The organism is Niveispirillum sp. FG156 (assembly GCF_057809555.1).
In genome coordinates this window covers 1-26,520 of record NZ_JBMDKE010000056.1, presented here as the reverse complement: position 1 = coordinate 26,520, position 26,520 = coordinate 1, and the positions used below count along the sequence as shown (strand labels likewise).

At 63.9% G+C, this 26,520-nt stretch carries 22 protein-coding genes; 6 read left to right on the top strand and 16 right to left on the bottom strand.

Annotated elements, in window-relative coordinates; genetic code table 11:
* The first annotated feature begins 6 nt into the window (after positions 1-6).
* Positions 7-486 carry a VOC family protein gene (locus tag ACODSP_RS26010; RefSeq protein WP_488968428.1) on the top strand — a complete coding sequence of 160 codons (480 nt, stop codon included), beginning with the start codon at positions 7-9 and terminating at the stop codon, positions 484-486.
* An 18-nt stretch (positions 487-504) separates the two neighbouring features.
* Here the strand turns inward: ACODSP_RS26010 and ACODSP_RS26005 are convergent, their stop codons facing one another.
* From ACODSP_RS26005 to ACODSP_RS25975, 7 genes are all read right to left on the bottom strand, one after another.
* Positions 505-1,836 carry a phytase gene (locus tag ACODSP_RS26005; protein ID WP_488968427.1) on the bottom strand — a complete coding sequence of 444 codons (1,332 nt, stop codon included), beginning with the start codon at positions 1,834-1,836 and terminating at the stop codon, positions 505-507.
* Between the two features lie 78 nt (positions 1,837-1,914).
* Complete coding sequence (locus ACODSP_RS26000) at positions 1,915-3,417, bottom strand: CoA-acylating methylmalonate-semialdehyde dehydrogenase (RefSeq protein WP_488968426.1); 1,503 nt, start codon at positions 3,415-3,417, stop codon at positions 1,915-1,917.
* Positions 3,418-3,451: 34 nt separating this feature from the next.
* Positions 3,452-4,258 carry a 5-deoxy-glucuronate isomerase gene (gene iolB, locus ACODSP_RS25995; RefSeq protein ID WP_488968425.1) on the bottom strand — a complete coding sequence of 269 codons (807 nt, stop codon included), beginning with the start codon at positions 4,256-4,258 and terminating at the stop codon, positions 3,452-3,454.
* Positions 4,255-5,163, bottom strand: coding sequence for a myo-inosose-2 dehydratase (gene iolE / locus ACODSP_RS25990; RefSeq protein WP_488968424.1), 909 nt, complete (start codon positions 5,161-5,163; stop codon positions 4,255-4,257). Before iolE ends, iolB begins: the two co-directional genes overlap by 4 nt.
* A 2-nt stretch (positions 5,164-5,165) precedes the next feature.
* Entirely contained in the window at positions 5,166-7,007 is a 1,842-nt protein-coding gene (gene iolD, locus ACODSP_RS25985; RefSeq protein WP_488968423.1) for a 3D-(3,5/4)-trihydroxycyclohexane-1,2-dione acylhydrolase (decyclizing), read from the bottom strand.
* Positions 7,004-8,929: a bifunctional 5-dehydro-2-deoxygluconokinase/5-dehydro-2-deoxyphosphogluconate aldolase gene (locus ACODSP_RS25980; RefSeq protein ID WP_488968422.1), complete on the bottom strand. Its 1,926-nt coding sequence runs from the start codon at positions 8,927-8,929 to the stop codon at positions 7,004-7,006. The genes iolD and ACODSP_RS25980 overlap by 4 nt, the downstream gene beginning before the upstream one ends.
* 131 nt (positions 8,930-9,060) lie before the next feature.
* Entirely contained in the window at positions 9,061-9,945 is an 885-nt protein-coding gene (locus ACODSP_RS25975) for a MurR/RpiR family transcriptional regulator (RefSeq protein WP_488968421.1), read from the bottom strand.
* Positions 9,946-10,128: 183 nt separating this feature from the next.
* Between ACODSP_RS25975 and ACODSP_RS25970 the strand changes: the two genes are divergently transcribed.
* Together ACODSP_RS25970 and iolG are read left to right on the top strand one after the other, a co-directional pair.
* Positions 10,129-11,115 (top strand): Gfo/Idh/MocA family protein, encoded by a 987-nt coding sequence (locus ACODSP_RS25970; protein WP_488968420.1) that lies wholly within the window; start codon positions 10,129-10,131, stop codon positions 11,113-11,115.
* Between the two features lie 16 nt (positions 11,116-11,131).
* Entirely contained in the window at positions 11,132-12,112 is a 981-nt protein-coding gene (gene iolG, locus ACODSP_RS25965; RefSeq protein WP_488968419.1) for an inositol 2-dehydrogenase, read from the top strand.
* Between the two features lie 286 nt (positions 12,113-12,398).
* Here the strand turns inward: iolG and ACODSP_RS25960 are convergent, their stop codons facing one another.
* Complete coding sequence (locus ACODSP_RS25960; RefSeq protein ID WP_488968418.1) at positions 12,399-13,679, bottom strand: histidine-type phosphatase; 1,281 nt, start codon at positions 13,677-13,679, stop codon at positions 12,399-12,401.
* Positions 13,680-13,748: 69 nt separating this feature from the next.
* Positions 13,749-16,304: a TonB-dependent receptor gene (locus tag ACODSP_RS25955; protein WP_488968417.1), complete on the bottom strand. Its 2,556-nt coding sequence runs from the start codon at positions 16,302-16,304 to the stop codon at positions 13,749-13,751.
* Positions 16,305-16,765: 461 nt separating this feature from the next.
* On the opposite strand from ACODSP_RS25955, the gene ACODSP_RS25950 reads away from it, so the two are divergent.
* On the top strand, positions 16,766-16,951 hold the full coding sequence (locus ACODSP_RS25950) for a hypothetical protein (RefSeq protein WP_488968416.1): 186 nt from the start codon (positions 16,766-16,768) through the stop codon (positions 16,949-16,951).
* 4 nt (positions 16,952-16,955) lie between these two features.
* A complete protein-coding gene (gene tpiA / locus ACODSP_RS25945) occupies positions 16,956-17,708 on the top strand; it encodes a triose-phosphate isomerase (protein ID WP_488968415.1) in 753 nt (250 codons plus the stop codon).
* 16 nt (positions 17,709-17,724) lie between these two features.
* Here the strand turns inward: tpiA and ACODSP_RS25940 are convergent, their stop codons facing one another.
* The 7 genes from ACODSP_RS25940 to ACODSP_RS25910 all read right to left on the bottom strand — a co-directional run bounded on the left by ACODSP_RS25940 (position 17,725) and on the right by ACODSP_RS25910 (position 24,875).
* Positions 17,725-19,182 (bottom strand): alkaline phosphatase D family protein, encoded by a 1,458-nt coding sequence (locus tag ACODSP_RS25940; RefSeq protein WP_488968414.1) that lies wholly within the window; start codon positions 19,180-19,182, stop codon positions 17,725-17,727.
* A gap of 5 nt (positions 19,183-19,187) precedes the next feature.
* The gene (locus ACODSP_RS25935) at positions 19,188-20,006 is read right to left on the bottom strand and encodes an inositol monophosphatase family protein (protein ID WP_054166273.1); all 819 of its coding nucleotides are present in this window, start codon (positions 20,004-20,006) and stop codon (positions 19,188-19,190) included.
* Between the two features lie 6 nt (positions 20,007-20,012).
* On the bottom strand, positions 20,013-21,359 hold the full coding sequence (locus ACODSP_RS25930) for an MFS transporter (protein WP_488968413.1): 1,347 nt from the start codon (positions 21,357-21,359) through the stop codon (positions 20,013-20,015).
* Between the two features lie 177 nt (positions 21,360-21,536).
* The gene (locus tag ACODSP_RS25925) at positions 21,537-22,445 is read right to left on the bottom strand and encodes a polysaccharide deacetylase family protein (protein ID WP_102113742.1); all 909 of its coding nucleotides are present in this window, start codon (positions 22,443-22,445) and stop codon (positions 21,537-21,539) included.
* Between the two features lie 3 nt (positions 22,446-22,448).
* A complete protein-coding gene (locus tag ACODSP_RS25920; RefSeq protein WP_488968412.1) occupies positions 22,449-23,207 on the bottom strand; it encodes a maleate cis-trans isomerase family protein in 759 nt (252 codons plus the stop codon).
* 27 nt (positions 23,208-23,234) lie between these two features.
* Positions 23,235-24,428 carry an FAD-dependent oxidoreductase gene (locus tag ACODSP_RS25915; RefSeq protein ID WP_488968411.1) on the bottom strand — a complete coding sequence of 398 codons (1,194 nt, stop codon included), beginning with the start codon at positions 24,426-24,428 and terminating at the stop codon, positions 23,235-23,237.
* A gap of 33 nt (positions 24,429-24,461) precedes the next feature.
* A complete protein-coding gene (locus ACODSP_RS25910) occupies positions 24,462-24,875 on the bottom strand; it encodes a c-type cytochrome (RefSeq protein ID WP_488968410.1) in 414 nt (137 codons plus the stop codon).
* Between the two features lie 304 nt (positions 24,876-25,179).
* Between ACODSP_RS25910 and ACODSP_RS25905 the strand changes: the two genes are divergently transcribed.
* Positions 25,180-26,397 (top strand): serine hydrolase domain-containing protein, encoded by a 1,218-nt coding sequence (locus ACODSP_RS25905; protein WP_488968409.1) that lies wholly within the window; start codon positions 25,180-25,182, stop codon positions 26,395-26,397.
* Positions 26,398-26,520: the final 123 nt, after the last annotated feature.

Genomic DNA, 26,520 nt, shown 5'->3' with positions numbered 1-26,520 from the left:
CGGACCATGACGGCGGCCAAGAACACCATCTGCATCTGGTACGACAGGGACGCGGAGGAAGCGGCACATTTCTACGCCTCACTGTTCCCCGACAGTGCCGTAACGGCCATACACCGCGCGCCCAGCGATTATCCTTCCGGCAAGGCTGGGGATGTGCTGACCGTGGAGTTCACGGTGGCTGGCATCCCCTGTCTGGGCCTGAATGGTGGGCCGGCCTTCAAACATTGCGAGGCGTTTTCGTTCCAGATCGCCACCGACGATCAGGAGGAAACCGACCGGTACTGGAACGCCATCGTGGGCAATGGCGGCCAGGAAAGTGCCTGTGGCTGGTGCAAGGACAAGTGGGGCATCTCCTGGCAGATCACCCCGCGCACCCTGACAGCGGCACTGGCCGCCGGCGGTGACGAGGCGAAACGGGCGTTCGAAGCCATGATGGCGATGTCGAAGATCGACATCGCCATCATCGATGCGGCCCGGCGCGGTTGACGGCGGAACCCGTCAATCCTATCGCGGTGACCAGCCCCCTGCCGGTACCGTCAAGGTACCCGGCAGGGCGGCCATGACATCGGCCCAGGAGACATATTTGAAATTGGTGGCCTTCGGGTCCCCGCTCATACCGTTCAGATCATCATTGTACCCGTCCTGTACCATCAGCAGGCCGTTGGGATAGCCGGGCAAGGGGATGGAGACCAGTTCGGCCCCGTCACATTCCTGACCGGCATCGATGGCGCCATTGGCCGTCAGCCTGAAACTGCCCAGATACCGGTTCTGCCCGCCGCGTTCGAAGATGGCGAAGCTGTCATCCAGACCACCATTGTCTGAATGCCCACCATCACCATGGGCATCACCCTGGCTGGAGGCGATCAGATAGCCGGTACCGTCGGCCCCACGATAGAGCGCCAGGCCTTCGACATCGCGGGCAACCTTGCTGTCAGGATTGTTGAAGGGGCTTTTCACCGATCCGCGCGTTTCATAGAAGGGTTTGTCGTCGGCCTTGCCGGTGGTCAGGTTGACGCGCCACAGGCCCACATCCTCCTGCCCTGCGAACAGAATGCCGGCTTCGGCGTCGACCACCAGCCCCTCGAACTGCGGTGACCAATCCTGTTCGGGATCAGTGTCATGCTCCGCCCACAAATCCTGACCCTTGTGGCTGGTGGGGAAATCCCAGTGGCGGACACGCTCATGACCGACGGTCCCGTCGGGCTTCACCACCAAGCGCTGTTCGGCCAGTCGCGCCGCCTTGCGCTGCGCCACCACGGCCCGCACCTCCCCCGTTGCCTTGTCCTGCCACAGGGTCAGGCCATAGGCGCTGACCTGATCGGAAACGGGATTGTCGATCTCGCTTTTGCCATCCTGTGACAGGCGGGTGGGGAAGACCGGACCCTGGCTAGGGTCGCTGACATCAGTCAGCGGGGCATCCGGGTTGGCCGGATCAATGGCCCATACCACCAGACGGTCGCGACCACGGTCACTGGCCACCGCAATGTCGACGGTGGACCCGTCGGGGCGCTTCAGCCCATAGGCCACATCGACATTGTTGTATCGGCCGTCGGGCTGGGCATCGATCCGCTGCACCAGCTTGCCCTGAAGATCATAGACGCGCAGGCCCGATCCCTTCACCGCCGCGATCACCAGGCTTTTTGCCGGATCCGTGGGATGCAGCCAGAAGGATGGATCATCGGCATCACCGGTCTGCACGCTGTCCGGCAGACCGGGGGCGGTTTCCGCCACCGGCTTGACCAGGGGAAGACTGGCCGTCGCCATCGGGACAGCCGGCTTGTCCTGCCCGCAGGCGGACAGCAGCAGCAGCGCTGCAATCGGGATCAGGGCACGCATGGTCTTGGTCTCCCATTCCTTGAGGATTTTTGTAAGGGAAAGCCCCCCTGCCATGGGGGTTATGCCGACGACGCGGACTTACCGCATCGTCGGGATCACAAAGCTCTGGTCCACAACCGCGCCCTGGCGGCGGGGCCAGCGCTGGGTCACGGTCTTGGTGCGGGTGAAGAAGCGGATGCCGTCAATGCCATACTGGTTCAGGTCACCAAAGCCCGACCGTTTCCAGCCGCCGAAGCTGTGATAGGCGACAGGAACCGGGATCGGCACATTGATGCCGACCATGCCGATCTCCACATTGTCGGCAAATTCGCGGGCCGCATCGCCATTGGCGGTGAAGATGGCAACACCGTTCCCGTATGCGTGCCGGGTCGGCAGGCTGATGGCCTCGGCAAAGCTGTCGGCCCGCACAATCTGCAGCACGGGGCCGAAGATTTCATCGCGATAGGCCTGCATGTCGGCCTTCACATGGTCGAACAAGGTCGGGCCAAGGAAATAGCCTTCCTCATGGCCCTGCAGGCTCAATCCCCGCCCGTCGACCACCAGTTCGGCCCCTTCCTCCACCCCCATCGCGATGTAGCGTTCGATGCGGGCCTTGTGCTGGGCGGTAACGACGGGGCCGTAATGGGCCTGTTCATCGGTGGAAACACCGACGCGCAGACCGTCGATGGCCGCCACCAGCTTTTCGCGCAGAGCCAGGGCCGTACGTTCGCCGACCGGCACGACCACCGGCAAGGCCATGCAGCGTTCCCCGGCGGAGCCATAGGCGGCACCGATAATGTCGGCCACGGCCTGATCCAGGTCCGCGTCGGGCAGGACGATGCCATGGTTCTTGGCCCCGCCCATGCACTGCATGCGCTTGCCGGCAGCCGAGCCACGATTATAGACGGAATGGGCGATATCGCTGGACCCGACAAAACTGACGGCGCGGATGGTCGGGTGATCCAGAATGCCTTCCACCGCCTCCTTATCGCCCTGCACCACATTGACGATGCCGGGCGGCAGCCCCGCCTCCATCAGCAGTTCGGCCAGCCGGACCGGTACCGACGGGTCGCGTTCCGACGGCTTCAGGATGAAGGCATTGCCCGCCGCCACCGCCGGCCCCAGCATCCAGAGCGGGATCATGGCCGGAAAGTTGAACGGCGTGATACCGGCCACGACGCCCAGCGGCTGACGCATGGAATAGACATCGATGCCCGGCCCCGCACCCTGGGTGTAATCCCCCTTCAGCAGGTGCGGGATGCCGCAGACGAATTCAATCACCTCCAGCCCGCGCTGGATATCGCCCTTGGCATCGGCAATGACCTTGCCATGTTCGGACGACAGCAGATGGGCCAGCTCATCCATATGCTTTTCAAGCAGATGCTTGAAATTGAACATGACGCGCGCCCGGCGCTGCGGGTTCATGGCGGCCCAGGCCGGCTGCGCGCGGGCAGCAGAGGCGATAGCTGCGTCCAGTTCACCGCCGCTGGCCAGCGCCACACGGGCCTGCACCTGCCCGGAATTGGGGTCGAACACATCGGCGTAACGGCCCGACCGTCCGGGCACGCGCTGCCCATCGATGAAATGCGAAATCTCGCGCATCGTTCAGGTTCCTGATTTGACGGGAAACGGCGGTTCAGCGCGGTCCCGTGATGATCCATTCATGGGCGGGGTCATTATGGAAACGCCACTTGCGCTCCGGTCCCGCCATCACATTCAGGTAATAAAGATCATAGCCATGGGGGGCGCCGACGGGATGATACCCGCGCGGCACCATCACTACATCGCCATCCTCCACGCACACCGTCTCATCCAGCGACCGGTCGTCCGTATAGACACGCTGGAACGCGAAGCCCTGGGGCGGGTTCAGGCGGTGGTAATAGGTTTCCTCCAGCAGGGTTTCCTGCTCGCGCGCTGTATCATGCTTGTGCGGCGGGTAGCTGGACCAGTGGCCGCCGGGTGTGACCACCTCCACCACCAGCAGGCTGTCGGCGGGCTCCCCCTCAGGCAGGATGTTGCGCACATGGCGGGTATTGGTGCCCTGTCCCCGCACCTCCCGCCCCATTTGAGCGGACGCGATCAGGCGGGCGTCGCCACCGGGCCTGCCGGGTGCCGAACAGACGGCCAGTTCGACCGGACCCTCCGCCGTGACAGTGTAGGGAACCCCGGCGGGGATATAGGCGGCACCGGGGGCGGCATCGACAAACGGGCTTTCGCGCCCGCCGGTCAGGCCCAGATCGACCGCCCCCGCGACAATGCGCGCCGTACCGGCCACCAGCACCAGACAGATTTCCCGGTCAGGGTCCAGCCCTGACACGCTTTGCCCCGGTGCCAACCGGTGCAGGGCAAAGCCGACATGGCCCCAGCCCGCACTTTCCGGCGTCACCGACAGGGTGCGGCCATCAACATCGGGGGCCGTGGGGCGGACACGCAGCCGGCTCATACTCCCCTCCCCACAATGGTCAGACCCGCCGCCGTCGCGGTTTCGGTCAAGGTGCGGATACCGATGCGGCCATACTGGGCCGGCGGGGCGATGGCGGGGTCCTGTTCGGCCTCTACAATCACCCAGCCGCTATAGCCGATATCAGCCAGGGTGCGCATGATTGCGGCGAAATCGATGCTGCCATCGCCGGGGACCGTGAACATGCCGGCCAGCACACCGTCCAGGAAGCTCATCCCCATTTCGCGCACGCGGGCGAAGACATCGTTGCGCACATCCTTGCAATGGACATGGGCCACGCGTTCGGGATGGTCGCGCAGCAGGGCCAGCGGATCGACGCCACCCAGCACGGCATGCCCCGTATCGACGGTCAGTCCGACGCTGGGCCCCGTATGGCGCAGGAAAGCATCCAGGTCGGCTGGCCGTTCCACCACCGTGCCCAGATGGTGGTGATAGGCCATGCGCATGCCCTGGCCCTTCAGATAATCCGATACGGCGGTCAGCCGCGCGCCGAACTGCTCCCACTCCGCCTCCGTCAGGGACGGGGTGTCGTTCAGGGGGATTTCCTTGCGGCAATGGATGGCGTTGCTGGTTTCGGCAAAGACGAAGACATCGGTGCCCAGCGCCTTCAGCAGCGCCAGATGCGGCTGAAGCGCCGCGATCTCGGCGTCGGCATCCTGGGTCAGCAGATTGCCGCTGTACCAGCCGCCGACCAGATCAAGATCGTAGCTGCCCAACAGGTCGCGCAGGGCCGCCGGGTCGCGCGGGAAACGCCCGCCCAGTTCGATCCCGGTGAACCCGATCTCCCGTGTATCCGACAGGACCGTGGAGAGCGGGGTATCGCCGCCCAGTTCGGGCATGTCGTCATTGATCCAGGCAATGGGGCTGACGCCGAAACGGATGCTCATGATCACAGACCTTCATTGATCTTGGTTTGATAGGCGGCGCGCGCCTGGCGCACCTGCTCACGCGATGATGTCTCCGGCACGGCCACATCCCACCAGGCACCACCGCCGGCATCAGACGGGCGCGGGTCCGTGTCGATCACGATCACCGTGCTGCGGTCGGCCTTTCGCGCGCGGGCCAGGGCCGCTTCCAGTTCCGCGATATCCGCCACCTTTTCCGCGATGGCGCCCAGGCTGGCGGCATGGGCGGCGAAATCGATGCGGGGCATTGCATGGTGGCGGGCATCGGCCAGCAGGTTGTTGAAGGGCGCCCCACCCGTGGCCGCCTGCAACCGGTTGATACAGCCGAAACCGCGATTATCCAGCAGGGTGACGATCAGCTTGGTTCCCAGCATGACCGACACGGCCAGTTCGGAATTCATCATCAGGTAGGAACCGTCGCCCACCATGACATGCACGGGCCGCTGCGGCTGCGCCATGGCCACGCCGACACCACCGGCGATTTCATACCCCATGCAGGAATAACCATATTCCATATGGTAGCCGCCGGGCCGATGCACCCGCCACAGCTTGTGCAGGTCACCCGGCAGGCCACCGGCGGCACAGACCATGATGGCGTCATCGGCGGCGGACCGCTGCACCGCGCCGATCACCTGTGCATCGGTAGGCAGGCCGGGGCCGGCGGGCGGGGCGGTCACGCGGTCCACCTGAGCATCCCAGGCCGCGCGGGCATCGGTCAGGGATGCCACCCAGCCAACGGGTGCGGTCCAGCCCGACAGACCCGCCGTCAGCAGCTCCAGAACCCGGCCCGCATCACCCACCACCGGCAGGGCGCCATGCTTATGGGCGTCGAAGGCCGCGACATTCACCTGCACCAGATCACGGCCCTGATTATGGATCAGGCGGCGCGACCCCGTTGTGAAATCGGCCAGACGGGTGCCGATGCCGATGATCAGGTCGGCCGCATCCGCCGCCTTGTTGGCAGCCTCACTGCCCGTCACGCCGATGGCGCCCAGGTTGGCCGGATGGTTCCAGGGCAAGGCGCCCTTGCCGGCCTGTGTCTCTGCCACCGGTACGCCGGTCGCACGGGCGAATTCGGCCAGAATTGCCGCCGCCCCGGCATAATGCACCCCGCCACCGGCGATGATCAGGGGCCGTTCGGCCTTGGCCAACCGGTCGCGCAGCAGCGACAGTTCGCGCGGGTCCGGCTCCACCCGCCGGAAATGCCAGACGCGTTCCTCAAAGAAGCGTTCGGGCCAGTCATAGGCTTCGGCCTGCGTATCCTGACAGAAGGCCAGCGTCACCGGCCCGCAATCCGCCGGATCGGTCAGCACCGCCATGGCGCGGGGCAGCGCGTCCAGCAGCTGTTCCGCCCGGACGATCCGGTCGAAATAGCGGCTGACGGGCCGGAAACAGTCATTGGCCGACACAGTACCGTCGCCGAAATCCTCCACCTGCTGCAACACCGGGTCGGGCCTGCGGCTGGCGAAGACGTCACCGGGCAGGAACAGCACCGGCAGGCGGTTGACATGGGCGAGTGCTGCCGCCGTCACCATATTGGTGGCGCCGGGACCGATGGAACTGGTGCAGACCATGGCCCGGCGGCGGTTGCTGGCCTTGGCAAAGGCGATGGCGGCATGGGCCATGCCCTGTTCATTATGCGCGCGGTAGGTGGGCAGGGCGTCGCCGATGCCGTGCAGCGCCTCCCCCAGGCCGGCGACATTGCCATGGCCGAAGATGGCCCAGACCCCGGCGAAGAAGGGGATGGGTCCCCCTTCGCCTTCCACCCTCTGCGCCGCCAGCCAGCGCACCGTGGCCTGGGCGGCGGTCAGTCGGATCGTTTTCATGTGGCCATCCCCTGTTCACGCGCATTCCGCCAGGCCGTGACCAGCCGCGTCAGCTTTCCGGCCAGTGCCGTTACCGCCTGTTCATCATCAATGCTGCGCGTCAGCCATTGGCGCGCCACATCGTGGAAAATGGTACGGCCCACGGCAAAACCCTTCACCTGTGGGAAGGAGGCCGCCACCTGGAAGGACGCCACCAGCTCCTCCTCCGGTGCCGACAGGCCCAGCAGGACGATACCCCGGCATAGCGGATCATTCCGTTCAACCACCTGGGAGATCTTGCCCCAGGCCGCCGCATCCTCCACCGGTTCCAGTTTCCACCAGTCGGGCCGAACACCCAAATCATAGAAACGCTGCACCGCGCGGGCGATGGTGTCGCTGTCCACGGTACTGCCGGGCGGGGCGATCACCTCCAGCAGCAGTTCGTGCCGTGTCTTGCGGCAGGCATCGAACAGGCGCAGCACCTGCCGTTCCTGGCGTTCGCGCAGGTCGGCGGGATCATCGGGGTGGTAGAAGACCAGGCATTTGACGACATGGTTCAGCGGCCATTCGGCAATTTCCGTCGCCACGTCCGCACTGCTTTCAAAGGCCAGCGGTCGTGATTTCGGCTCCTCAATGGGACGGCCGATCCAGTAGGGGAAGTCACCCGCCCGCGCCAGCGCATCGAACCCGAACCGCCCATCCAGCAGCACACCAAAGCGCGGATCACCCCCCGCCACCCGGTCCAGCGCCGACAGGGCCAGATCCTTGAAGGCCGGGACCAGACCGATATCCACCCCCAGCTCCGCCGCCAGATCTTCAAACTGGCTGCGGTGATCCACGGCCAGGACGGTCAGTTCCGGATAGGTGCCCTGGCGCGTCGTCGCCCAATGCACATGCTCAAGGTCCTTATCCTCCCGCAGGCGGAACGGACGTTCTTCATCGGCCAGGAAATGCTGCAGCTCCGTCCAGGTGGGCATGGCCGGCGCGCAGCCATGGCGCGACACCACGATGGCCCCGCAGGCATTGCCCAGCTCGCAGCATTGTTCCAGGGGCAGATCACGCAACCAGCCGCGCAGGAAACCCGCCATGAAGGCATCGCCCGCGCCAAGCACATTATAGACCTCCACCGGGAAGCCGCGCGCACCGACGCCATCATCCAGGCTGTCGGGGATGGCGCCGGGAAAGGCCACACAGCCCATGGGGCCGCGCTTGGCGACCAGCAGAGCGTGGGTCTTTTCCCGGATGGCGCGCAGGCAGGCGATAGTGTCGGTGCTGCCGCCCAGGATATGCACCTCCTCCTCCGTCCCGATGATCAGATCGCAGAGCGGCAGCACCTCCTGCAAACTGTCGGTCACGGCCTGGGCTGCGACGAACCGGTTTTCGCCGGCGTCGCGGCCCGTCAGACCCCAGAGCACGGGGCGGTAATCGATATCGAACACGACACGCCCACCAGCCGCCCGCACAGCACGGGCGGCCTTCAGGCTGGCGGCCCGCACGCCGGGCTGCGACAGATGGGTACCGTTGATCAGCACCGACCGCGCACGGGCCACCAGTTCCAGATCCACATCCTCGGGCACCAGCGCCATATCGGCGCAGTTCTCCCGATAGAAAATCAGCGGGAAATTCTCACGGTCGCGGATGCCCAGGATGACAAGGGCGGTCAGGCGGGCCGGATCGGTGATCACGCCCCTGGTGTTCACCCCTTCCCGCGCCAACTGTTCAGCGATAAAGCGCCCCATATGGTCGGCGCCGACGCGGGTCAGCAGACCCGTGCGCAGACCCAGGCGGGCACCGCCAACGGCGGTATTGGTCGGGCTGCCGCCGACATATTTGGCGAAGGAGGCCATATCCTCCAATCGCCCACCGACCTGCTGGCCGTAAAGGTCGACGCTGGACCGGCCAATGGCCAGAAGGTCCAGGGTCTGTTGATCCTGAGAGGGCATTCAACACTCCCCATGCGTGTCGCGGGGGCCCGTTCACCGGGCCGTCAATTCCGTCTCCATAGCTATGGCGTTTCATCATGGAATGCAATGGAAATTTCATTCCATTTAAAAATAGAATGAAAACTCCACCGTCAAGCCTTCCGCCCCTTGCGCTTAGGTGCCGGTTCCACGGGCTTATCCTCTGCCGCGAAGGCCAGCCCGATTGCCAGCGCCTGTGCCAGACAGATGCTGGCCGCCAGCGAGCGGAACCCCCGCACCTCTGCCTCGCGCACCTGCAACACACAGGTGGCGGGCTTGGCGATGGGGCTGACCAGACTGTCGGAAATGGCCAGGATATCGGCCCCCTGCTCCACCGCGCGTTCCACCAGTTCCAGCGTTTCGCCGGCATAGGGCTGATAGGAAATGCCGATCAGCAGGTCGTCCTTGCGGATGGCCGACATCTGCTGTCGCGCCAGCCCCGCCACCCCATCGACCAGGATGGTGCGCCGCCCCACCTGTTGCAGCAGATAGGCGAGGTATGACGCCACCGGGAACGACCGGCGGAAACCGGCAACGTAAAGCGTGTCCGCGCCCTGAATCAGGCGGATGGCCCCGTCCACCTGATCCACCGTCGCCGGCTGTTCCAATGTTTGCAGCGCCAGGACATTGCCGCCCACGAATTCCGACAGAAGTTCCGCCGGGTTGCGGGCGGGATTGGTCGCCGCACTCTGCGCAAAGCTGCGCACCCGTTCGCCATAGTTCAAGGCGGCATTGCCCGACACCAGCCCATCACGGAACAACCGCTGCATCTGGCTGGCCCCGGAAAACCCGAAGGTCTTGGCAAAGCGGATGATAGCCGATGGCTGCACATTGGTCCGCTCGGCAATCACGGCCAGGGTTTCCAGCGCCGTCTCATTCGGCTGGTCCAGCACGAAGCGCGCGATCTGCTTCAACCGCTTCGACAATCCGTCATAGCGTTCCAGGATCAGGGCCCGCAATTCCTCCGCCGTGGCGGGCGGTGCCGCCAAATCCGACATTTCCTCTTCCATCTTGCCCCTCGGTTCCAACACGCTTTCAGATAGAATATCCGTTCCGATGCAGAATATCGACCATTGAAGCTGAACGGCAGATGAATTCTATTTTTTAAATGGAAAGAATTTTCGTTCCATGATAGGCCTGTTCCAGACAAGGACGGCATCCGACCGTCCATGGGAGGTTGCATGTTCAAGATCGCACAATTGGGGGCGGGCCGGATGGGCGGGGTCCATGCCGGCAATGCCGCCGCCCATCCCGCCCTCGACCTTGCCTATATCGTGGACCCGCGCGCCGATGCCGCCGACCGTCTGGCCCGCCGGACGGGCGCGCGCGTGGCCGGGCTGGATGATGTCCTGTCGGACGCGGATGTGAAGGGCGTGATCGTGGCCAGCGCCACGGATTGCCACCTGGACCATGTCCTTGCCTGCCTGTCAGCCGGCAAGGCCGTGTTCTGTGAAAAGCCGCTGGACCTGGACCTGGCCCGCCTGCGGGCATCCGAGAGCCATTTCGGCCCGGATGCGCCGTCGCTGTTCGTGGCCTTCAACCGCCGGTTCGACCGTCATGTCCGCGCCCTGAAGGCCCGCATCGACAGTGGCGCCATCGGCAATCTGGAAACCCTGCATGTGGTGAACCATGACCCGGAAAGCCCGCCGCCCGGTTTCATCCCCGGCAGCGGCGGCCTGTTCAAGGATTTCACCATCCATGATCTGGACCTCGCCCCCTGGATGCTGGGGGAACGGGTGGTGGAGATTTTCGCCTGGGCCTCCTGCCTTGTCGATCCGGAGATCGGACGGCTGGGCGATGTCGATACGGCGAAGCTGGTCCTGCGCACCGGATCAGGCCGCCTCTGCACCCTGTCGAACAGCCGCCGCACCGGTTATGGCTATGATCAACGGATCGAGGCGTTCGGGTCCAAGGGCATGGCGCGCATGGAGAATGAGGTGCGCAGCACCGTCAGCGTCTGGGGTGAGGCGGGAACCCAGGCCGATGCCTTCCCCTATGCCTTCATGGACCGCTATGCCGGTGCCTATGCCGCCGAACTTGACCATTTCGCCCAGGTTCTGGCCGGCACGGCCAAACCGGAGACCGGATACCAGGCCAGCATCGATGCGCTGGCCCTGGCCGAAGCGGCGGCCCTGTCGGTACAGACCGGCCAGCCTGTGAGAATGTGATAAGGGACCCAAAACCATGCACGACATTGCTATTCTGGGCGCGGGCCGCATCGGCCGCATCCATGCCTCCAACGCCGCCCGTCATCCGGGTCTGCGCCTGAAATATATCGTGGACCCGGTGGCAGCTGCCGCCGCCGCCCTGGCCAGCGAAACGGCTGCGCAGGTGGCCGACCTGGAGACGGCGTTGGCCGACCCGTCGGTGGCCGGCGTGATCATCGCCAGTTCCACCGACACGCATCTGGAATATTCCTGCCGCGCGGTCGCCGCCGGCAAGGCCGTATTCTGCGAAAAGCCGATCGATCAGGACCTTGAACGCGCCCGCTCCGCCGCCGCCAGCCTGGGCGGTGCCCGGCTGTTCCTGGGCTTCAACCGTCGCTTCGACCCGCATTTCCAGGCGCTGAAGACGCGGCTGGACAGCGGGGCCGTGGGAGCGCTGGAAACGGTGCAGATCACCAGCCACGACCCGGCCCCGCCGCCCGTTTCCTATATCAAGGTGTCGGGCGGCATCTTCAAGGATATGAGTATCCATGATTTCGACATGGCCCGCTGGCTGCTTTCCGAGCCGGTGACCCAGGTCTATGCCGCCGCCAGCTGCCTGGTCGATCCCGCCATCGGGGAGGCCGGGGACGTCGACACGGCCAAGATCCTGCTGCGTACGAGCAGCGGCAAGCTCTGCGTCATCTCCAACAGCCGGCGCAGCGGCTACGGCTATGACCAGCGGATCGAGGCGTTTGGGTCCAAGGGCATGGTCAAGGCCGACAATGTGCTGGAAAGCACCGTGTCTGTCTGGGGCGCTGAAGGGGCCGCCGCCGACCGTTTGCAGAACTTCTTCCTGGACCGTTACGCCGCCGCCTACCGCCTGGAAATGGACCATTTCGCCGACATCCTGTCGGGCAAGGCCGCTCCCGCCATCACCTATGCGGATGGGGTCGGCGCGCTGGAACTGGCGGAAGCGGCGGCGCAGTCAGTGAGAAGCGGACAGGTGGTTACGCTGTAATCGCGATCCCTCTCAGCCACCCAAAGGCCCGTTCCGACTGGAGCGGGCCTTTTGCTTTCTGAAACTGTCGCCCCTCACCCTCCCATTGGCTGGCGCCAATGGGCCCCTCCCTCTCCCGTAATCGGGCGAGGGGCCAAACTTCTTCCCTCGCCCACGAAGGTGGGAAAGGGAGGGGCCCGAACGCGCCAGCGTTTGGGAGGGTGAGGGGGCGACATGAAAACAAAACCGCCCCGGATCGCTCCGGGGCGGCAAGGCTGATGGTGTCGAAGCGGAGGGGGAGGAACCGTCAGGGTTGGGCCGCGGCCTTCAGCTTGGCATCGACGGCGGCGAAGAAATCCTCTGCCCGGCAGGTGGTCTTGTCGGCCCCCTTGGCGCACAGCGGCAGGGCCATGTAGGTGACGACAGCGGGATTGGACTTCACATCCAGCGGCTCCAGGTTACGCAGCTGGTCCATGGTCTGGGCGCGGTAGAAGGCGCGGATGAAGCGCTGGCCCTGCTGGTCGTGCAGCATCTCGATCCCGATGGCCCCACCCGGCGGCGTGTCGTCGGCGGGATAGCTGTCGATGCGCCAATGCAGGTCCAGCATGCCGGCCAGATCGGCGATGTTGGTATCATGGCCCGCCATCAGGGCCAGCTTCACCTGCCCATTCTGCAGATACGACAGCAGCCGGCGCATGATGGGCGCCGCCGCCCGGTCAGCGATGTAGGAAGGCCGGTTCTCATATTTGAATTTCAGCGGATGGAAATTCAGCATGCGCTCAATGTCGGCGCGGCTGGCCCGGCCCCAGGCCACCTGCTCCATCGGCTTGCCTTCCAGATATTCCAGCAGGAAGGTCTGGCTAATGGTCGATCCCTGGCCGAAGGCGCCGCCCACATCGGGCCGCCCCTCCTCCTCATCCGGTTCCAGGGCGGTATGCAGATCGGTGATCTTGCACCCTGCCGGCAGCTTCTTCTTGGCGCACCATTCATCGCCCTGGGGGCCCAGCGCCTTCTGCAACAGGGCGAATTCCGTCTCGAACCCCGCCATCTCCTGCTTCAGCCCGCCGGACGGCAGCTGGACGGAAGAGGCCGCCATGCCCTTGACGGGGTCCAGACGGTTGCCGGGTACGGTCAGCGGGTGGAAGACACTGTCCTCATCCGCACCCGTGGGATGGGTGACCGCCACCGTGCAGGACGGGGCGAAACCCTCCACCATGCTTTTGGCGGTGCGGATGGCGCGTTCCTTGGCGCTTGCTTCCACCTTGTACTGCCCGTCCGAAGGACAGCCATCGGCGGGGAACAGGCCGCGCGCGGCAAAGAACTGCCGGTCAAACCGGCCCAGCAGCACCACACCCTGTGCCCCCCGGTCCGTCAGGTTGCCATAGGGCACGGACCAGCTGGGCCAGGCCTGTGCGGCCAGACCGGCGGCGGGCTCCTTCGTGGGCGGGCGGATGCCGTGGCGGGTGAACATCGCCACCTTTTCCAGGCTCAGGCCCACCGGCTGTGCCGGAAGCTCAACGGCCGCCGCCGTCAGCGGCAGGCACAGGGCCGTAGCGGCCAGAAGCGGGCGCAGCATCTTGTGCATCATGGGATTTCCCCTCTGTCGGGCAAGGAAACCCCGGCGGTCAACCACCGCCGGGGTTACAGGGACGGGGCATCAATATTTGAACTGTGCACCCAGCTTGACCGACCTTCCATAGCGCTCGGCCTCGGCCATCTGATGCTTCTCGCCGATATAGCGGCGGAACTTGGCATCGGTCAGGTTGGCCCCTTCCAGATACACCTCAAGCTGCTTGGTGAAATTATAGCCCAGGCGGGCATCCATGGAACCGTTGCTGTCGGTATAGATATCGGTCGCCTTGTTGACCCCGACCGTGTCCAGGAAGGGCGAACGGTAGGAATAGGCAATGCGAGCCGACAGGCCGTCCTTCTCGTAATAGACCTGTGCCGATGCCACCCGCTTGGACTGGCTGAACATGGGCAGCGTGTCGGTGCGGCCCAGCACGCCCTTGGACTTGCTGTCCGTCAGGGTCAGGTTGCCCTGCACGCCCAGCCCGTCGAAGGGCGACGGCAGGAAGGTGCCCTGGATGCTGGCATTCATTTCCACACCCTTCACGGTCGCCGACTTGGCATTCAGCGGCGTGGTGACCAGGGCGGTCGGCATGGTGATGCCGCCAAAGGTGCCGTTGGTGACGGTGATAGCCTGACTGTAGATCGGATTGTCGATATCCTTCTGGAACAGCGCAATCGACAGTACACCCTCGCTGGGCAGGTAATATTCGACCGACAGGTCGAAATTCACGGCCTTCAGCGGCGTCAGGTCGGGATTGCCCTTATTGACGCTGCCCGCGCCTGTATCGACGGAGATGAAGGGCGGCAGGTCGGCATAGTTGGGACGCCCAATGGCCGTAGTCACCGCACCGCGCAGAATGAAACGCTCATTCACATCGAAGCGCGCATTGATACCGGGGAACCAGTCGGTATAGCTGCTCTTGCCGAAGGAATTGAAATCCTGGGCCGGGGTGGAGGCGGCATTGATGATCTTGGCCGCGAAGTCACCCTGCGTATGTTCCATACGCACGCCGGGGATCAGGGTCAGCCGGTCAAAGGTGATCGACGTCATGGCATAGGCTGCCGTGACATCCTCCGTCACCTTGTAATCATTGGCCAGGGTGTTGGAGATGGAACCCGACCGGCTATAGGTCAGCGAACCCGCATGGGACGCGGCATAGGCCTCTGCGGCATCATAATCCACGCGCGGATCGATGGGGAACCGCCCGCCGAAAATGGCGCGGCCCGTTGCCTCCCCCGTGACCGATGCCAGGGTGAAGCCGGTGGCATCATAGCTTTCATAGTCGCGGTTATTGGCCTTGTGCCGCGACAGATACTTGGCACCGACCTTCACAAAGGCATCATCGCCCAGTTCCACGGGCAGCTTGTAGTCGGCCCGATACTGGTAAAGGTTCTCCTCCGCCTTGCGATGGTCGTAGGAGACGGAGCGCGCGCCATACAGGGCGGCATTATAGGCCTCCGCCGCCGGCGTCACCTGATAGATGTCGCTGGTCGTATCAAAGGTGGCGGTGAAGGCGTTGGAGCCGGTGCGGAACTGCCATTCGCTGCGCAGCGGGTCTTCCTTCACGGCACGGGTATAGGTGGCGTCCACCTCCAGCGTGCCCTCACCGATCTCGAACTTGCCGCCGGCATTGGCGGTGACGGTATTGTCATCCTCCTCGCGCACCCGCACAAACCGGGTGCCGCGCGCCCGGAAACTGCCGGTGGTGGCCGTCTGCGCCGTGATGGTGGTGGGGATTTCCACACGGAACTGGTCGCGCACCTCGCTGTCGGAATATTCGGCGTAGGAGCTGCGCAGATACAGTTTTGTCGTGTCGTTGACGTTCCAATCAAAATTGGCGACGCCGCCGATGCGCTTGCGGGTCAGGTTATATTCGCGCGGACGGAAATCGTCCGGAATGGCATAACCGCCGACCGTGCGCCAGTTGGTGGAACCCTGCACATTCTCCGACCGGATGGGCCGTTCATCATAATTGGCGGACAGGACCAGTCCGAACTGCCGATCATCACCGAAGATATCGCCCACGGTAACATCGCCGCCGAACGGATGCTTCTTGTTCAGCTGATACTGGCCGATGCTGCCGCGAGCCGTGGCGAAGAACTTGTTCCGGTCAAAGGCGCTGACCGTATTGATATTCACCTGGCCGGCGATGGCGTTGGCGTCGCGGTCAGGCGTCAGGCTTTTCACCACTTCCACCGACCCGATCATGGCCGACGGAATATCGTCCAGCTTGACCGACCGGCCCGCCGGTTCGGGTGCGGCCGCCGTCTGGCCGTTCAGGGTGACATTGGCCAGATCGGGGCTGACACCACGAATGATGACGTAACGGCCTTCGCCCTGGTCATTGGCGACCGACAGGCCGGGCAGGCGCTTGATGGCCTCTGCCACATTCTGGTCCGGCAGCTTGCCGACATCATCGGCCACCACGGCATCGACGATGCCCACGGCGTTCTGCTTCAGTTCCAGGGCCTTCTTCTCGGCCAGACGCATGCCCGTGACCTGGATTTCCTCCAGCATCTCACCTGCCGGCGGCGCCGACTGGGCGGCGGCCTGCGACAGGGCGGCGGACAGGGCCAGCAGGCTGACACAACCCACGAGCCGGGTGGTCAGCAGCGCGCCAGTTTTCTTCGACGGCGTCATTGTCATCTCCAGAAAGGCTGATCTTCAAACGGGGATGCAAAAAGTGGCAAGGCATCCTGGCCTTGCTTCTGGCCGCCATCTGCGAAGGCGCCGCGTCATCCCCATGAATTCTTCATTGCAAGCGATTGCGGAACATCCATGCAATGCACAGGTCCGCAGCTCCCCTCATCCGCCGCCAGGGCCGTGGGAACATGCATTCGACCGTGTGGTTGGGTGCTGTCGTCTGCCACGACCAGCCCTTCTGTTCCTGGGCATCATTGTCTCCCTGAATTGTTATTGTGATGGCTGATCCGGATCAGAATCACCATCGGTTTCGATTGTTGATGTGATCTTATGAACGAAAATTCCATTCGTCAACAGAAATGGAATTTTTCTTGTATTTTTTTACGGGCCGATGGAATTTGCATTCCACGGACGCCACGGGCGCCCTCCCCTTCCCCCGACAATGCTGGAGCCGCCCCATGGCCAGGGTACGCAACCCTATGATCCGTATGCAGAAAGTGACGGTCCTGCACCCACCAGGTGACAAGGATGCCGGCCATCATCTGGCTGAAATCCTGCGTCAGGCGGGGCAATCCCCGGAACGGCTGGGCATGGCGCGGGTCATTCCCATGGCCCCGAAAAGGACTAAGACGGTACGGAGGTGATGAAATGAACGTTCCATTTATCGCCGGGAACTGGAAAATGAACGGGCTGCGCGCCGATGGGCTGGCCCTGGCGCGCGACCTTATGGAATGGCTGGAAACGGCGCGACCAGAGGTGCAGATGCTGATCTGTCCGCCCGTCACTCTGCTGTCCGATATCGCCGCGATGGCGGGGTCCGGACCATTGCTGGTCGGCGCGCAGGATTGCCATCACCGGGCATCTGGCGCCCATACGGGCGATCTTTCCGCCGCCATGCTGGCCGATGCCGGGGCCAGTCATGTCACCCTGGGCCATTCCGAACGGCGGTCACAGGGGGAAGGCAGCGCCCTGGTCGCGGCCAAGGCAGCGGCGGCCCTGTCATCCGGGCTTCGCCCCCTGATCTGCATCGGGGAAACGCTGGTGGAGCGGGAGGCGGGATTGGCCGGCACCATCGTGGCCCGGCAACTGCGCGACAGTCTGCCGCCCGGCCTGGGTACGGACAGCCTGATCATCGCCTATGAACCCGTCTGGGCGATCGGTACGGGCCGCCACGCCGATGCCGACACCATTGCCGGCATGCATGCGCTGATCAAGGCGGAACTGGCCACCCTGCTGCCGGGTGGCGGAGATGTCCGTGTGCTTTACGGGGGATCGGTGACGGCGGCCAACGCCGCCACCATCCTGCACCTGCCTGGTGTGGATGGGGTGCTGGTGGGCGGAGCCAGCCTGAAGCCTGCAGATTTCAAGGCGATTGCCCTCGCAGGGTTGGGCGGCGCCTGACGCGCCGCCCCTGTCCTCACTGATAATAAGGCTTTTCCGGCCAGCCTTCCGGCATGTCGGTGCCGTAATAGCCCCCACCCTTGCGGAACCGTTCCAGACGCTTCAGTTCGCCCGGATCGGCCTTCACATCCCAGGTGCGCTTGCCATTGGTCAGGTCGGCCGGGGTCAGGACCAGCGGTTCCCAGACCCGCGCGCCCGACACGTCATGCAGGGTCATGGTCAGGCTGGGCTTGTCGCCCATCTGGAAATCCAGCACCCCGACATTGACGCTGCGGTTCCAGGTGTCGCGAATGCGAACCTCCGGCATCTGGCGCAGGTTCTTGGTGGCCGGCATCTGGGCGAGCGGCGAGGAGCAGAGATCATAGATGTCGTACCCGCCATGGGCGGATCGTGGGATACAGTTCAACTCCCCCATATGGCTGTCGCCGGAGATGCAGACGACACCGCCAATGTTCCGGTCACGCACGAAATCGAAAATCTCGTTCCGCTCCGTCATGAACACGCCCCAGCTGTCCCCACCCTTTTCATTCTCCGCCGTGGACCATCCGGTGCCGGAAACCAGGATCTTGAATATCGCCTTGCTTTCCAGCAGCCCGGCTTTCAGCCACGCCTTCTGTGCCGCCCCCAGCATGGTCTTGCCGGCATCGTCGCGATTGTCGGTGGGATCGCGGTAATAGCGGCCATCCAGGAAGAAGAAATCCACCCCGCCGTAGGATTGCTTGAAATAGACGCCCTTGCTGTCCGCCTGCCCAAAGGACGGGTTGGGCCAATAATGGCGGAAGACGTTCAGCGAACTGTCCTTGTACGGGCTGGTGCCGTCCGATCCGTTATGGCCGAAATCATGATCGTCCCAGATGGCCAGCTGCGGCGTGCCGCGCAGCAGCGGTTCCAGGCGGCGGACCAGCCGCTGCCGCCCATACAGCTCGGCCAGTGCCGCCGGCTCATCGCTGTCGCCATAGATATTGTCGCCCAGCCAGAAGAACATGTCCGGCTCCAGCGCCTGCACCACCGACCAGATGGGCTGTTCGCCGTCAAACTGGATACGGCAGCAGGAGCCGAAGGCGATGCGGAAATCCGCCTTGCCGGCGGGTGCCGTGCGCGTGCGATAGGGGAAAGGCTGCTCCCGGTCCAGCTGACCATCGAATTTCAGCCGGTACCAGTAGGTGGTGGCCGGCTTCAACCCGTCGGCGCGCAGGGTGACGCAGCAATCATCCTCTGAGCGTGCCCGCACCGTCTGTGTGGTGATGACCTTGGCGAAGGTGCGTTCCGCCGCCACCTCCAGCGTGACATCAAAGGCGCCGCTGGCCCGGACCCAGACGGTGACATGGCCGGGGCCGGGTGCGCCCACCATCGGCCCCTGCAGGGCGCGCGGGTAGCCCAGCACCGCCGCCAGCCCAGCCGCTGGCCACAAGGACACACCGGCCAGTGCCGTCGTGCCGGCCAGAAACTGCCGCCGGCTGCCATGGAAACGCATACTGCTTATCCTTCGTTCTGGGCTTCGTGCAGGGCCTGGTTCAGCCGGTCCACCAGGGCGGTGTGGATGCGGCCATTGCTGATGCAGACATTCTGGCCATGAAGATCCAGCCTGTCACCCCGCACATTGCTGATGGTGCCACCGGCCTCCGTCGCCAGGATCAAACCGGGTGCCATATCCCAGGCGTTCAGCGCGCGTTCCCAGTACGCATCCCAGCGGCCACAGGCAACATAGGCCATGTCCACCGCACAGGCACCCGTGCGGCGCAGACCCGCGACATCCGCCGACAGCAGCGCCATTTCACGGGCAAAGACCGGATGATCGGGCTTGCCCGCGAACGGCATGCCGCAGGACAGCACCGCGTCGCCCAGCGTGGCGCGGGTGGAGACATGGATGCGCCGGCCATTCAGCCAGGCCCCGCGCCCCTTCTCCGCCACGAACATCTCTTCCATCACGGGGATGTAGGTGACGCCGGCCACCACCTCTCCATCGCGCGCCAGGGCGACATTGACGCCCCAGAGCGGACAGGAGAACAGGAAGTTCGTGGTGCCATCCAGCGGATCGACGATCCAGCTGTGGCTGGCATCCCGGCCCCCGACCTGCCCGCCTTCCTCACCCAGGAAGGCGTAATCAGGGCGGAAGCGGGACAGGATGGTGCGGGCCGTCTGCTCCGCCTCCTCATCCGCGACGGAGACAAGGTCCGCCGGCCCGCTTTTGGCGCGGATAACCAGTTCGGACAGCTGGGAGAAGCGGCGCAGAAGCCCGTGACCGGCGGCCTGGGCCGCATCGATCATCGCCGACAGTTCGGGGGATGGGGAATTCATGATGGATCAGTCCCTCAATCGCGTGCGCCACAGGGTCGCCGCCATAGCCATGGAAACCACCGACGCGGCAATCCAGAACCAGATCACCGGGCCGAAATCGTAATGCCGGACCCCGTCCACCATGGTCATGCCACGGTCGATCAGCATGCCGGAAACATGTTCCTGCAGGGCCGCCCCGACATAGCTGAAGATGCCGATCACCCCCATCGCTGCCCCCGCCACCCGCTTGGGCGCGATATCGACGGCGAACAGCCCGCCCAGCGAGGTGACAAGCCCCGTCATGCCGGCCCCGAACAGCACCATGCCCAGCAGCAGCAGCGGCACGCTGTTCGGCCCGAAGAAGATCAGCAGCATGCCGATCAGTTCCAGCACACCGAACAGCAGGTTGGCCGGCGGGCGGCGCGACTGGAACAGCTTGTCCGACAACAGGCCGAAGCTGATGGCCCCGACAATGCCCGCCACAGTGCTGACCATCAGCAGCGTCCCCGCCATGGCCAGGGAATAGCCCCGCGCCTCCTGCAGGTACAGCACGCCCCAGGAATTGATGGCGTAGCGGGTGACATAGGTGGTGGCCGATGCCAGGCACAGAACCCAGATGGCCGGCAGCTTCAGGATATGCAGCTGCTGCGCCAGGACGGAACGCGGATCAACCTTCGGCTTTTCCCCGTAATGGTCACCCTTCCAGTCATTGACGGGCGGCAGGCCTAGCGTCTGTGGCCGGTCCTGCAATAGGAACCAGACACCGGCGGCGGTCGCGATGCCGATCAGCCCCGGTCCGAAGAACCCGGCCTGCCAGCCCAGCCAGCCAACCAGAGAGCCAACCGCGAGGAAGGTCAAACCCTCCCCGATGGAATGGGCCGTGGACCAGACGCCATAGGCGCGGCCCCGCTCCCGGTTGGAAAACCAGGCCGTCATGGCCACCACGCCGCCCGGCGCCCCGAAACTCTGAAACCAGCCATTCAGGCCCCAGACCAGGACGGCCATCCAGACAGAGGTGACAAACCCCATGGTCAGGTTGCACAGCGCCGTCAGCAGGAAGGTCACCGCCAGCGCGCGGCGGATATTGGCGTGATCGGCCAGAAACCCGTTGGTCAGCTTGCCGATGGCATAGGTGTAGAACAGGGCCGATCCGATATGGCCCAGTTCCGCCGGTGAGAATACACCCGCATCGATCAGCGGCTTTTTCACCACGCCCAGCGCCAGCCGGCAGGTATAGATCAGGCCATAGCCCAGCGTGATGGCCAGCATCACCCGGATACGGTAACGGCGATAGGCGGCATCGACCGCCGCCGCGTCCGCCGTTACCGGGCGGTCAGGCCCCGTGGCGAAAAAGCCCAGCAACGCGCGCAGCATGGCGCTCTCCTCCCCAGCCGGACGGTTCATCCCGTCGCGTTGGAAGGCACGATATTCCATATTCCAAAAATTTAGAAGATATTTTCCATCGCACTGTCAACTTATCGACCTGATAAATGCAGAAAGCCGGGCGCTGTCAGGCGCCCGGCTTTCTGTTTCAATAACAATGTCGGGTTTTCAGCCCGGCATGTGGCCTTCACTGTTGGCCAGATACCAGCGGGCCAGTTCTTCCCGCGTCGGCCACCAGACATCGTCCAGGCTCTTGGCATATTCCAGGAATTCCCGCAGGCCCCGGATACGATAAGCCCGGCCCGTGACATGCGGGTGCAGACCCACATTCATCAGCCGTGCCGTCTTCGCCCCTTCCTGACGCAGCACCGACAATTCCTCGATCAGCGTATCGCGGAAGGCGTCGGTGGTCAGGTTGCGGCGGGTCAGCAGGGTGAAATCATTGATTTCGTTGGAATAAGGCACCGAAACCAGCGGCCCGTTTTCCGTCTGCAACGGATAGGGCTGATCATCATTCATGATGTCGCAGTAGAACAGGAAGCCCTGTTCGGCCAGGATGCCCGCCGTATTCAAGGTGCCGCGCAGCGAGGAGGACAGCCAGCCCAGCGGGCGGCGGCCCACATGCCGCTCATACATCTCGATGGAGCGCAGGATGATATCCCGCTCCTTGGCTGGGTCCTTGGCGAAATTGGTCAGCAGCTCGCCCTGTTCATAATTATGAGCCAGCAGCTCCCAGCCGCGTTCCAGGCAGGCATCGACCATCGCCTTGCGCCGTTCGAACGTGACGGCGTTGGTGGTGCAGCTGGCCTTGACGCCCATTTCATCGAACAGGTCGTAAAGACGCCAGATGCCCACCCGCTGACCATATTCACGCCAGGTGAAATTGGGGAAATCGGGCGTGTCACCGGGCAGAACGTCGGGAAGGATGGCCGGGCCACCGGCATAGTACGGCTTGTCCGTATCCTTCGTCAGATCCCAGGTTTCCAGGTTGAAGGTCAGGATCAGCGCGACCTTCTTGCCATCGGGCCAGCGCAGGGGACCGCGCTTGGGCAGCGGCACGTAATCATAAGACAACATGGATCAGAATTCCTCCAGCAGGCGACCGAAGCCGTAGACCTTGTCCTGGATACCGTTTGCGCGAAGCGCGTGCCAGTAGGTGGCCGTATTGATGGCGATAACGGGCTTGCCCAGCCACATCTCCGCCGCCGCTGCCAGCTTTACCATCGACAGGTTGGTGCCGACCTGCAGGATGGCATCCACATCATCACCGTCCAGCTGTTTCAGCACCTCCCGCAGGCGGCTGGTGCCGACGCGTGCGATGGAGGTCCAGGACGGGCATTGCAGCGGCACGTCGCGCACCGTCTCATACCCGTAATCAGACAGGAAGTTACGGACCTGCTCATTGGCGACGGGGTAATAGGGCGACACGAAGGCCACCTTCTTCACCCCGCCATAGGCGGCGATGGCGGCGGCCAGCGATTCAGAACCGGTGGAAAGATACAGCCCGCTGACCTCGCGGATCTGGCGGCGGAACCGCGCAGCCCCTTCCGCCCCGCCATAGAAGGTGATGGCCGACATGCCCATGACCAGATAATCCGGATCGGCGGTCATTACCGACTTCACGGCATCGACCGTATTGTCGGCGATGGCCTGGGTGCCGGCCAGGAAGGTCTCATTGCTGATGGCCTGGGCGTCGGAAACGATGATCCGGCTGTAGTGATTGGTGACGCCAGCCGGGCGCATGTCGTCGAAATCGGGCTGCACGGTGGTGTTCGTGCTGGGCCCCAGCACCCCGAACACCTTGCGCCAGCCACGGCTGTCCTTGGCTTCATCCTGCATGAACATTCCCCTGTCTGCTGGATATGATCAGTCGATCGCCGCGGCGTCGGCCAAGCTCTGGAACATGGCCTGCCGCATCAGGAACTGACGCCGCCGTTCCGGATCGTTACGGATGGCCAGCATCTCGTCCCGGCGCTTTTCCTGTGCCGATGCGTGGCCTTCCTTCATCATTTCCATGGTCTGGATGGTCTGCGCCTGCACGAAGCTGCGGGCGGCACCGCGACGCTGGCGGCTGAACTGCTCCAGGCTCGCTTCATCCGGGCCATTCTTGATGATGGCGGTCAGGCGCCGACACAGGTTGAAGGCGTCATGGATGCCGCTGTTCATGCCGAACCCGCCCAGCGGGTTGTTCAGATGGGCGCTGTCGCCGATCAGGAAGGCGCGGCCCTGGCGGAAGCTGTCCGCCACGCGCTGATGCATGCGATAGATGGTGCGGTGATGGGTCTTGACACCGGTCTTGCCGATCAGACGCTGGAACACGCGGTCACGGTTCTCATCCGACACCAGATCAGCATCCGAGCTTTCCGGCGTGGCCGGCAGCAGGATACGCCAGACCGACGGCACCCGCAGCAGAACCAGCCATTCCTCCGGATCGGCGACATAATTCACATGCGCCAGATTCGGGAAATAATCTTCCAGCGGTTCCGCCGTGGACAGGCACAGGAACTTCTCCGGATAGGTGAAGCCCTCGAACCCGATGCCCAGCCATTTGCGCACGGCAGAATTGGCGCCGTCGGCACCGATCAGCCAGTCGGCGCGCACCTTCTCGATGGCGAACGGCGTCTCATAGGCCAGATCCACACCCGTCTCGTCCTGGTTCACATAAACCAGACGGCTGCCGAACTTCACGGTGGCCTTGGGGTGCGCCTCCAGCTTTTCCGCCAGTGCGCGGGCCAAATGGTACTGTTCGCACTGCAGGCGATAGGGGTAGCGGGTGCTGCCCTCCAACTCGCCCAGGTCGAACTCCACCACCTGCCCCGTACGGCGGTCACGGTAATGATAGATCGGCGCCTTCAGGCCCTTTTCCAGAAGGAAGGGCGTGATCTCCAACTCATCCAGCATTTCCAGCGTGGGTGGATGAAAGGTGGAGGCGCGCAAATCCTGCGCACAGTCGGCACCGGCCTCCAGCACCAGCACATCAATACCCTGGCGGGCCAGATAATAGGCCGCGACCGTGCCAACCGGGCCGGCGCCGGCGATCACCACCTGCGTTCGGATCATGGGAACTGCCTTTCTATTTATGCGGGCGGGATGTCAGTTGGTGGCTTTTTGCAGATAGGCGATCAGGGCATCACGGTCGGCCTTGTCCGGTAGACCGATGAAAGCCATGGTCGTGCCGCCGACCAGCGAGGTCGGATGCGTCAGCCAGACATCCAGCGTTTTCTCGTCCCAAACGACGCCGCTATTGCGCAAAGCGTCGGAATATTTGAACCCCTCAACATGGCCAGCCGGCTTGCCCCAGAAGCCATGCAGGTTGGGGCCGACCTTGTTGGGCTTTCCCACCGCCACTTCATGACAGGTGCGGCAACGCAGGAATAGGCGCTCACCCTTGTCGGGCACCGTCTGCGCCAGCGCAGCGGGAGCGTTCGACAGCAGCAGGGAAGCCAGGATGGCAGGAATGATGGCGCGCCCCGAAAGGCCGCGATACTTCTTTCCGACAAATGCCATGGCTGTTCATGCCTCCATACAGACCGAATTATTTGAAACCGCCCCAATCGATATGAGCGATCCGCATCGCTGGTATTTGGGCGCATGCCGAATGGGCCGTCGATACACGGGTCGATATCTGGCCACAGGGTGGATAAAGCATCCCCCCGCCCTGTCAGACGAACGCATACATGCCTATGGTCAACCTGCGACCAGCGGTTCTCCGCATCGCGAGCACTGAGTTCCCGAAAACTGACCGCGGCGCCGATCCTTCGACACCGCGGTCTTTTTCGTTCAGGATCAACGGATAACGGGAAGGTTTGGCATGCGGCACGCGTCTTTCTGGTTGACCACCCTCCTGGCCCTGGCCACATCCGGCGCGGCAATGGCGCAGACAGATGCCGACGCAATCTATGCGCAGCGCCTCGCCATCCTGACCGCCGGTGGCCCGATGGAAACGCTGTACCAGCCGCGTGAGCCGGTGGCCGGTGCCCCCACCGCCCTTCCCATGGTCCAGGCGGGCCGGAGCAGCATCAAGCCAGACACCTTGCACGCGGCTCGTTCCTATGCAGAAGCCAGCGGTGCCCAGGCCTTCATCGTCTGGCATGATGGCAAGGTGCAGGACGAAACCTATTTCGCGGACACCAGTGCCGACACGCCCCTGGCGTCAAAATCGCTGTCCAAGCCGATGACGGCCATGATCGTGGGCCGCGCCATTGAAATGGGCAAGATCAAGTCGCTTGACCAGAGCGTTTCCGACTTCATCACCGAATGGAAGGGCACGCCCAAGGAAGCGATGCTGATCCGGCATTTGCTGGATATGCGCACCGGCTTTCTGGAACAGGGGTTCAATGCCGATCCCAACCATCCCTGGAATCTCGCCTATCTGTCGGTCGATCACGGTACCTATATCGTCAATGATTATCCCCTGACCGACGCGCCGGGCACACGCTATGGCTATTCCAACGCCACCTCTGAACTGGTGGCGCTGGTCATCGAACAGGCGACGGGCCGCCGTTATGCGGAGTTCGTGGGCACCGAACTGCTGATCCCGACCGGTGCGCCGGGGGGTGAGGTCTGGGTGAACCGACCGGGCGGGCTGGCCCATTCCGGCTGCTGCATGATGCTGCCGGCGCGGGCCTGGCTGCATCTGGCAAAGCTGCTGCTGGATGATGGCAAGGTTGGCACCAAGCGTCTGCTGCCCAAGGGCTATGTCCAGGAAATGGCCACGGCGACGGCGCAGAACCCGCATTATGGCCTGGGCCTGTGGGTCGCGGGTCCCTATGTCGAACGCCGTGGTTTTGGTGCGCCGGGAGCACCGGGGCCGAAGGTGCTGCATTCCGAACCCTATCTGGACAAGGACCTGTTCCTGTTCGACGGCAATGGTAACCAGACGGTTTTCGTGTCCCGCAAGACCGGCCTGATCGCCCTGCGCATGGGGCCGAACCCGCCGAAGAATGTGGATTGGGACAATGCCTATCTGCCCAACATTCTGCTGCGCGGATTGGTGAAGCCGGTGAAGCTGGTGGCACAGGGGAAGTGATCTTTGGGGTGGGGTTACCCTCACCCTCCCAAGCCTTGATAGGCTTGGGCCCCTCCCTCTCCCGCAAGCGCTACGGGATTCACACATTTTGTAGTGCCGTTGAGGCGAGAGCCAGACCTTCTG

What these genes read in the sequence shown, in the direction of transcription:
- ACODSP_RS26010 (WP_488968428.1), top strand. Translation starts at nt 7, where the DNA reads ATGACGGCGGCCAAGAACACCATCTGCATCTGGTACGACAGGGACGCG.
- ACODSP_RS26005 (WP_488968427.1), bottom strand. Translation starts at nt 1,836, where the DNA reads ATGCGTGCCCTGATCCCGATTGCAGCGCTGCTGCTGCTGTCCGCCTGC.
- ACODSP_RS26000 (WP_488968426.1), bottom strand. Translation starts at nt 3,417, where the DNA reads ATGCGCGAGATTTCGCATTTCATCGATGGGCAGCGCGTGCCCGGACGG.
- iolB (WP_488968425.1), bottom strand. Translation starts at nt 4,258, where the DNA reads ATGAGCCGGCTGCGTGTCCGCCCCACGGCCCCCGATGTTGATGGCCGC.
- iolE (WP_488968424.1), bottom strand. Translation starts at nt 5,163, where the DNA reads ATGAGCATCCGTTTCGGCGTCAGCCCCATTGCCTGGATCAATGACGAC.
- iolD (WP_488968423.1), bottom strand. Translation starts at nt 7,007, where the DNA reads ATGAAAACGATCCGACTGACCGCCGCCCAGGCCACGGTGCGCTGGCTG.
- ACODSP_RS25980 (WP_488968422.1), bottom strand. Translation starts at nt 8,929, where the DNA reads ATGCCCTCTCAGGATCAACAGACCCTGGACCTTCTGGCCATTGGCCGG.
- ACODSP_RS25975 (WP_488968421.1), bottom strand. Translation starts at nt 9,945, where the DNA reads ATGTCGGATTTGGCGGCACCGCCCGCCACGGCGGAGGAATTGCGGGCC.
- ACODSP_RS25970 (WP_488968420.1), top strand. Translation starts at nt 10,129, where the DNA reads ATGTTCAAGATCGCACAATTGGGGGCGGGCCGGATGGGCGGGGTCCAT.
- iolG (WP_488968419.1), top strand. Translation starts at nt 11,132, where the DNA reads ATGCACGACATTGCTATTCTGGGCGCGGGCCGCATCGGCCGCATCCAT.
- ACODSP_RS25960 (WP_488968418.1), bottom strand. Translation starts at nt 13,679, where the DNA reads ATGATGCACAAGATGCTGCGCCCGCTTCTGGCCGCTACGGCCCTGTGC.
- ACODSP_RS25955 (WP_488968417.1), bottom strand. Translation starts at nt 16,304, where the DNA reads ATGACGCCGTCGAAGAAAACTGGCGCGCTGCTGACCACCCGGCTCGTG.
- ACODSP_RS25950 (WP_488968416.1), top strand. Translation starts at nt 16,766, where the DNA reads ATGGCCAGGGTACGCAACCCTATGATCCGTATGCAGAAAGTGACGGTC.
- tpiA (WP_488968415.1), top strand. Translation starts at nt 16,956, where the DNA reads ATGAACGTTCCATTTATCGCCGGGAACTGGAAAATGAACGGGCTGCGC.
- ACODSP_RS25940 (WP_488968414.1), bottom strand. Translation starts at nt 19,182, where the DNA reads ATGCGTTTCCATGGCAGCCGGCGGCAGTTTCTGGCCGGCACGACGGCA.
- ACODSP_RS25935 (WP_054166273.1), bottom strand. Translation starts at nt 20,006, where the DNA reads ATGAATTCCCCATCCCCCGAACTGTCGGCGATGATCGATGCGGCCCAG.
- ACODSP_RS25930 (WP_488968413.1), bottom strand. Translation starts at nt 21,359, where the DNA reads ATGCTGCGCGCGTTGCTGGGCTTTTTCGCCACGGGGCCTGACCGCCCG.
- ACODSP_RS25925 (WP_102113742.1), bottom strand. Translation starts at nt 22,445, where the DNA reads ATGTTGTCTTATGATTACGTGCCGCTGCCCAAGCGCGGTCCCCTGCGC.
- ACODSP_RS25920 (WP_488968412.1), bottom strand. Translation starts at nt 23,207, where the DNA reads ATGCAGGATGAAGCCAAGGACAGCCGTGGCTGGCGCAAGGTGTTCGGG.
- ACODSP_RS25915 (WP_488968411.1), bottom strand. Translation starts at nt 24,428, where the DNA reads ATGATCCGAACGCAGGTGGTGATCGCCGGCGCCGGCCCGGTTGGCACG.
- ACODSP_RS25910 (WP_488968410.1), bottom strand. Translation starts at nt 24,875, where the DNA reads ATGGCATTTGTCGGAAAGAAGTATCGCGGCCTTTCGGGGCGCGCCATC.
- ACODSP_RS25905 (WP_488968409.1), top strand. Translation starts at nt 25,180, where the DNA reads ATGCGGCACGCGTCTTTCTGGTTGACCACCCTCCTGGCCCTGGCCACA.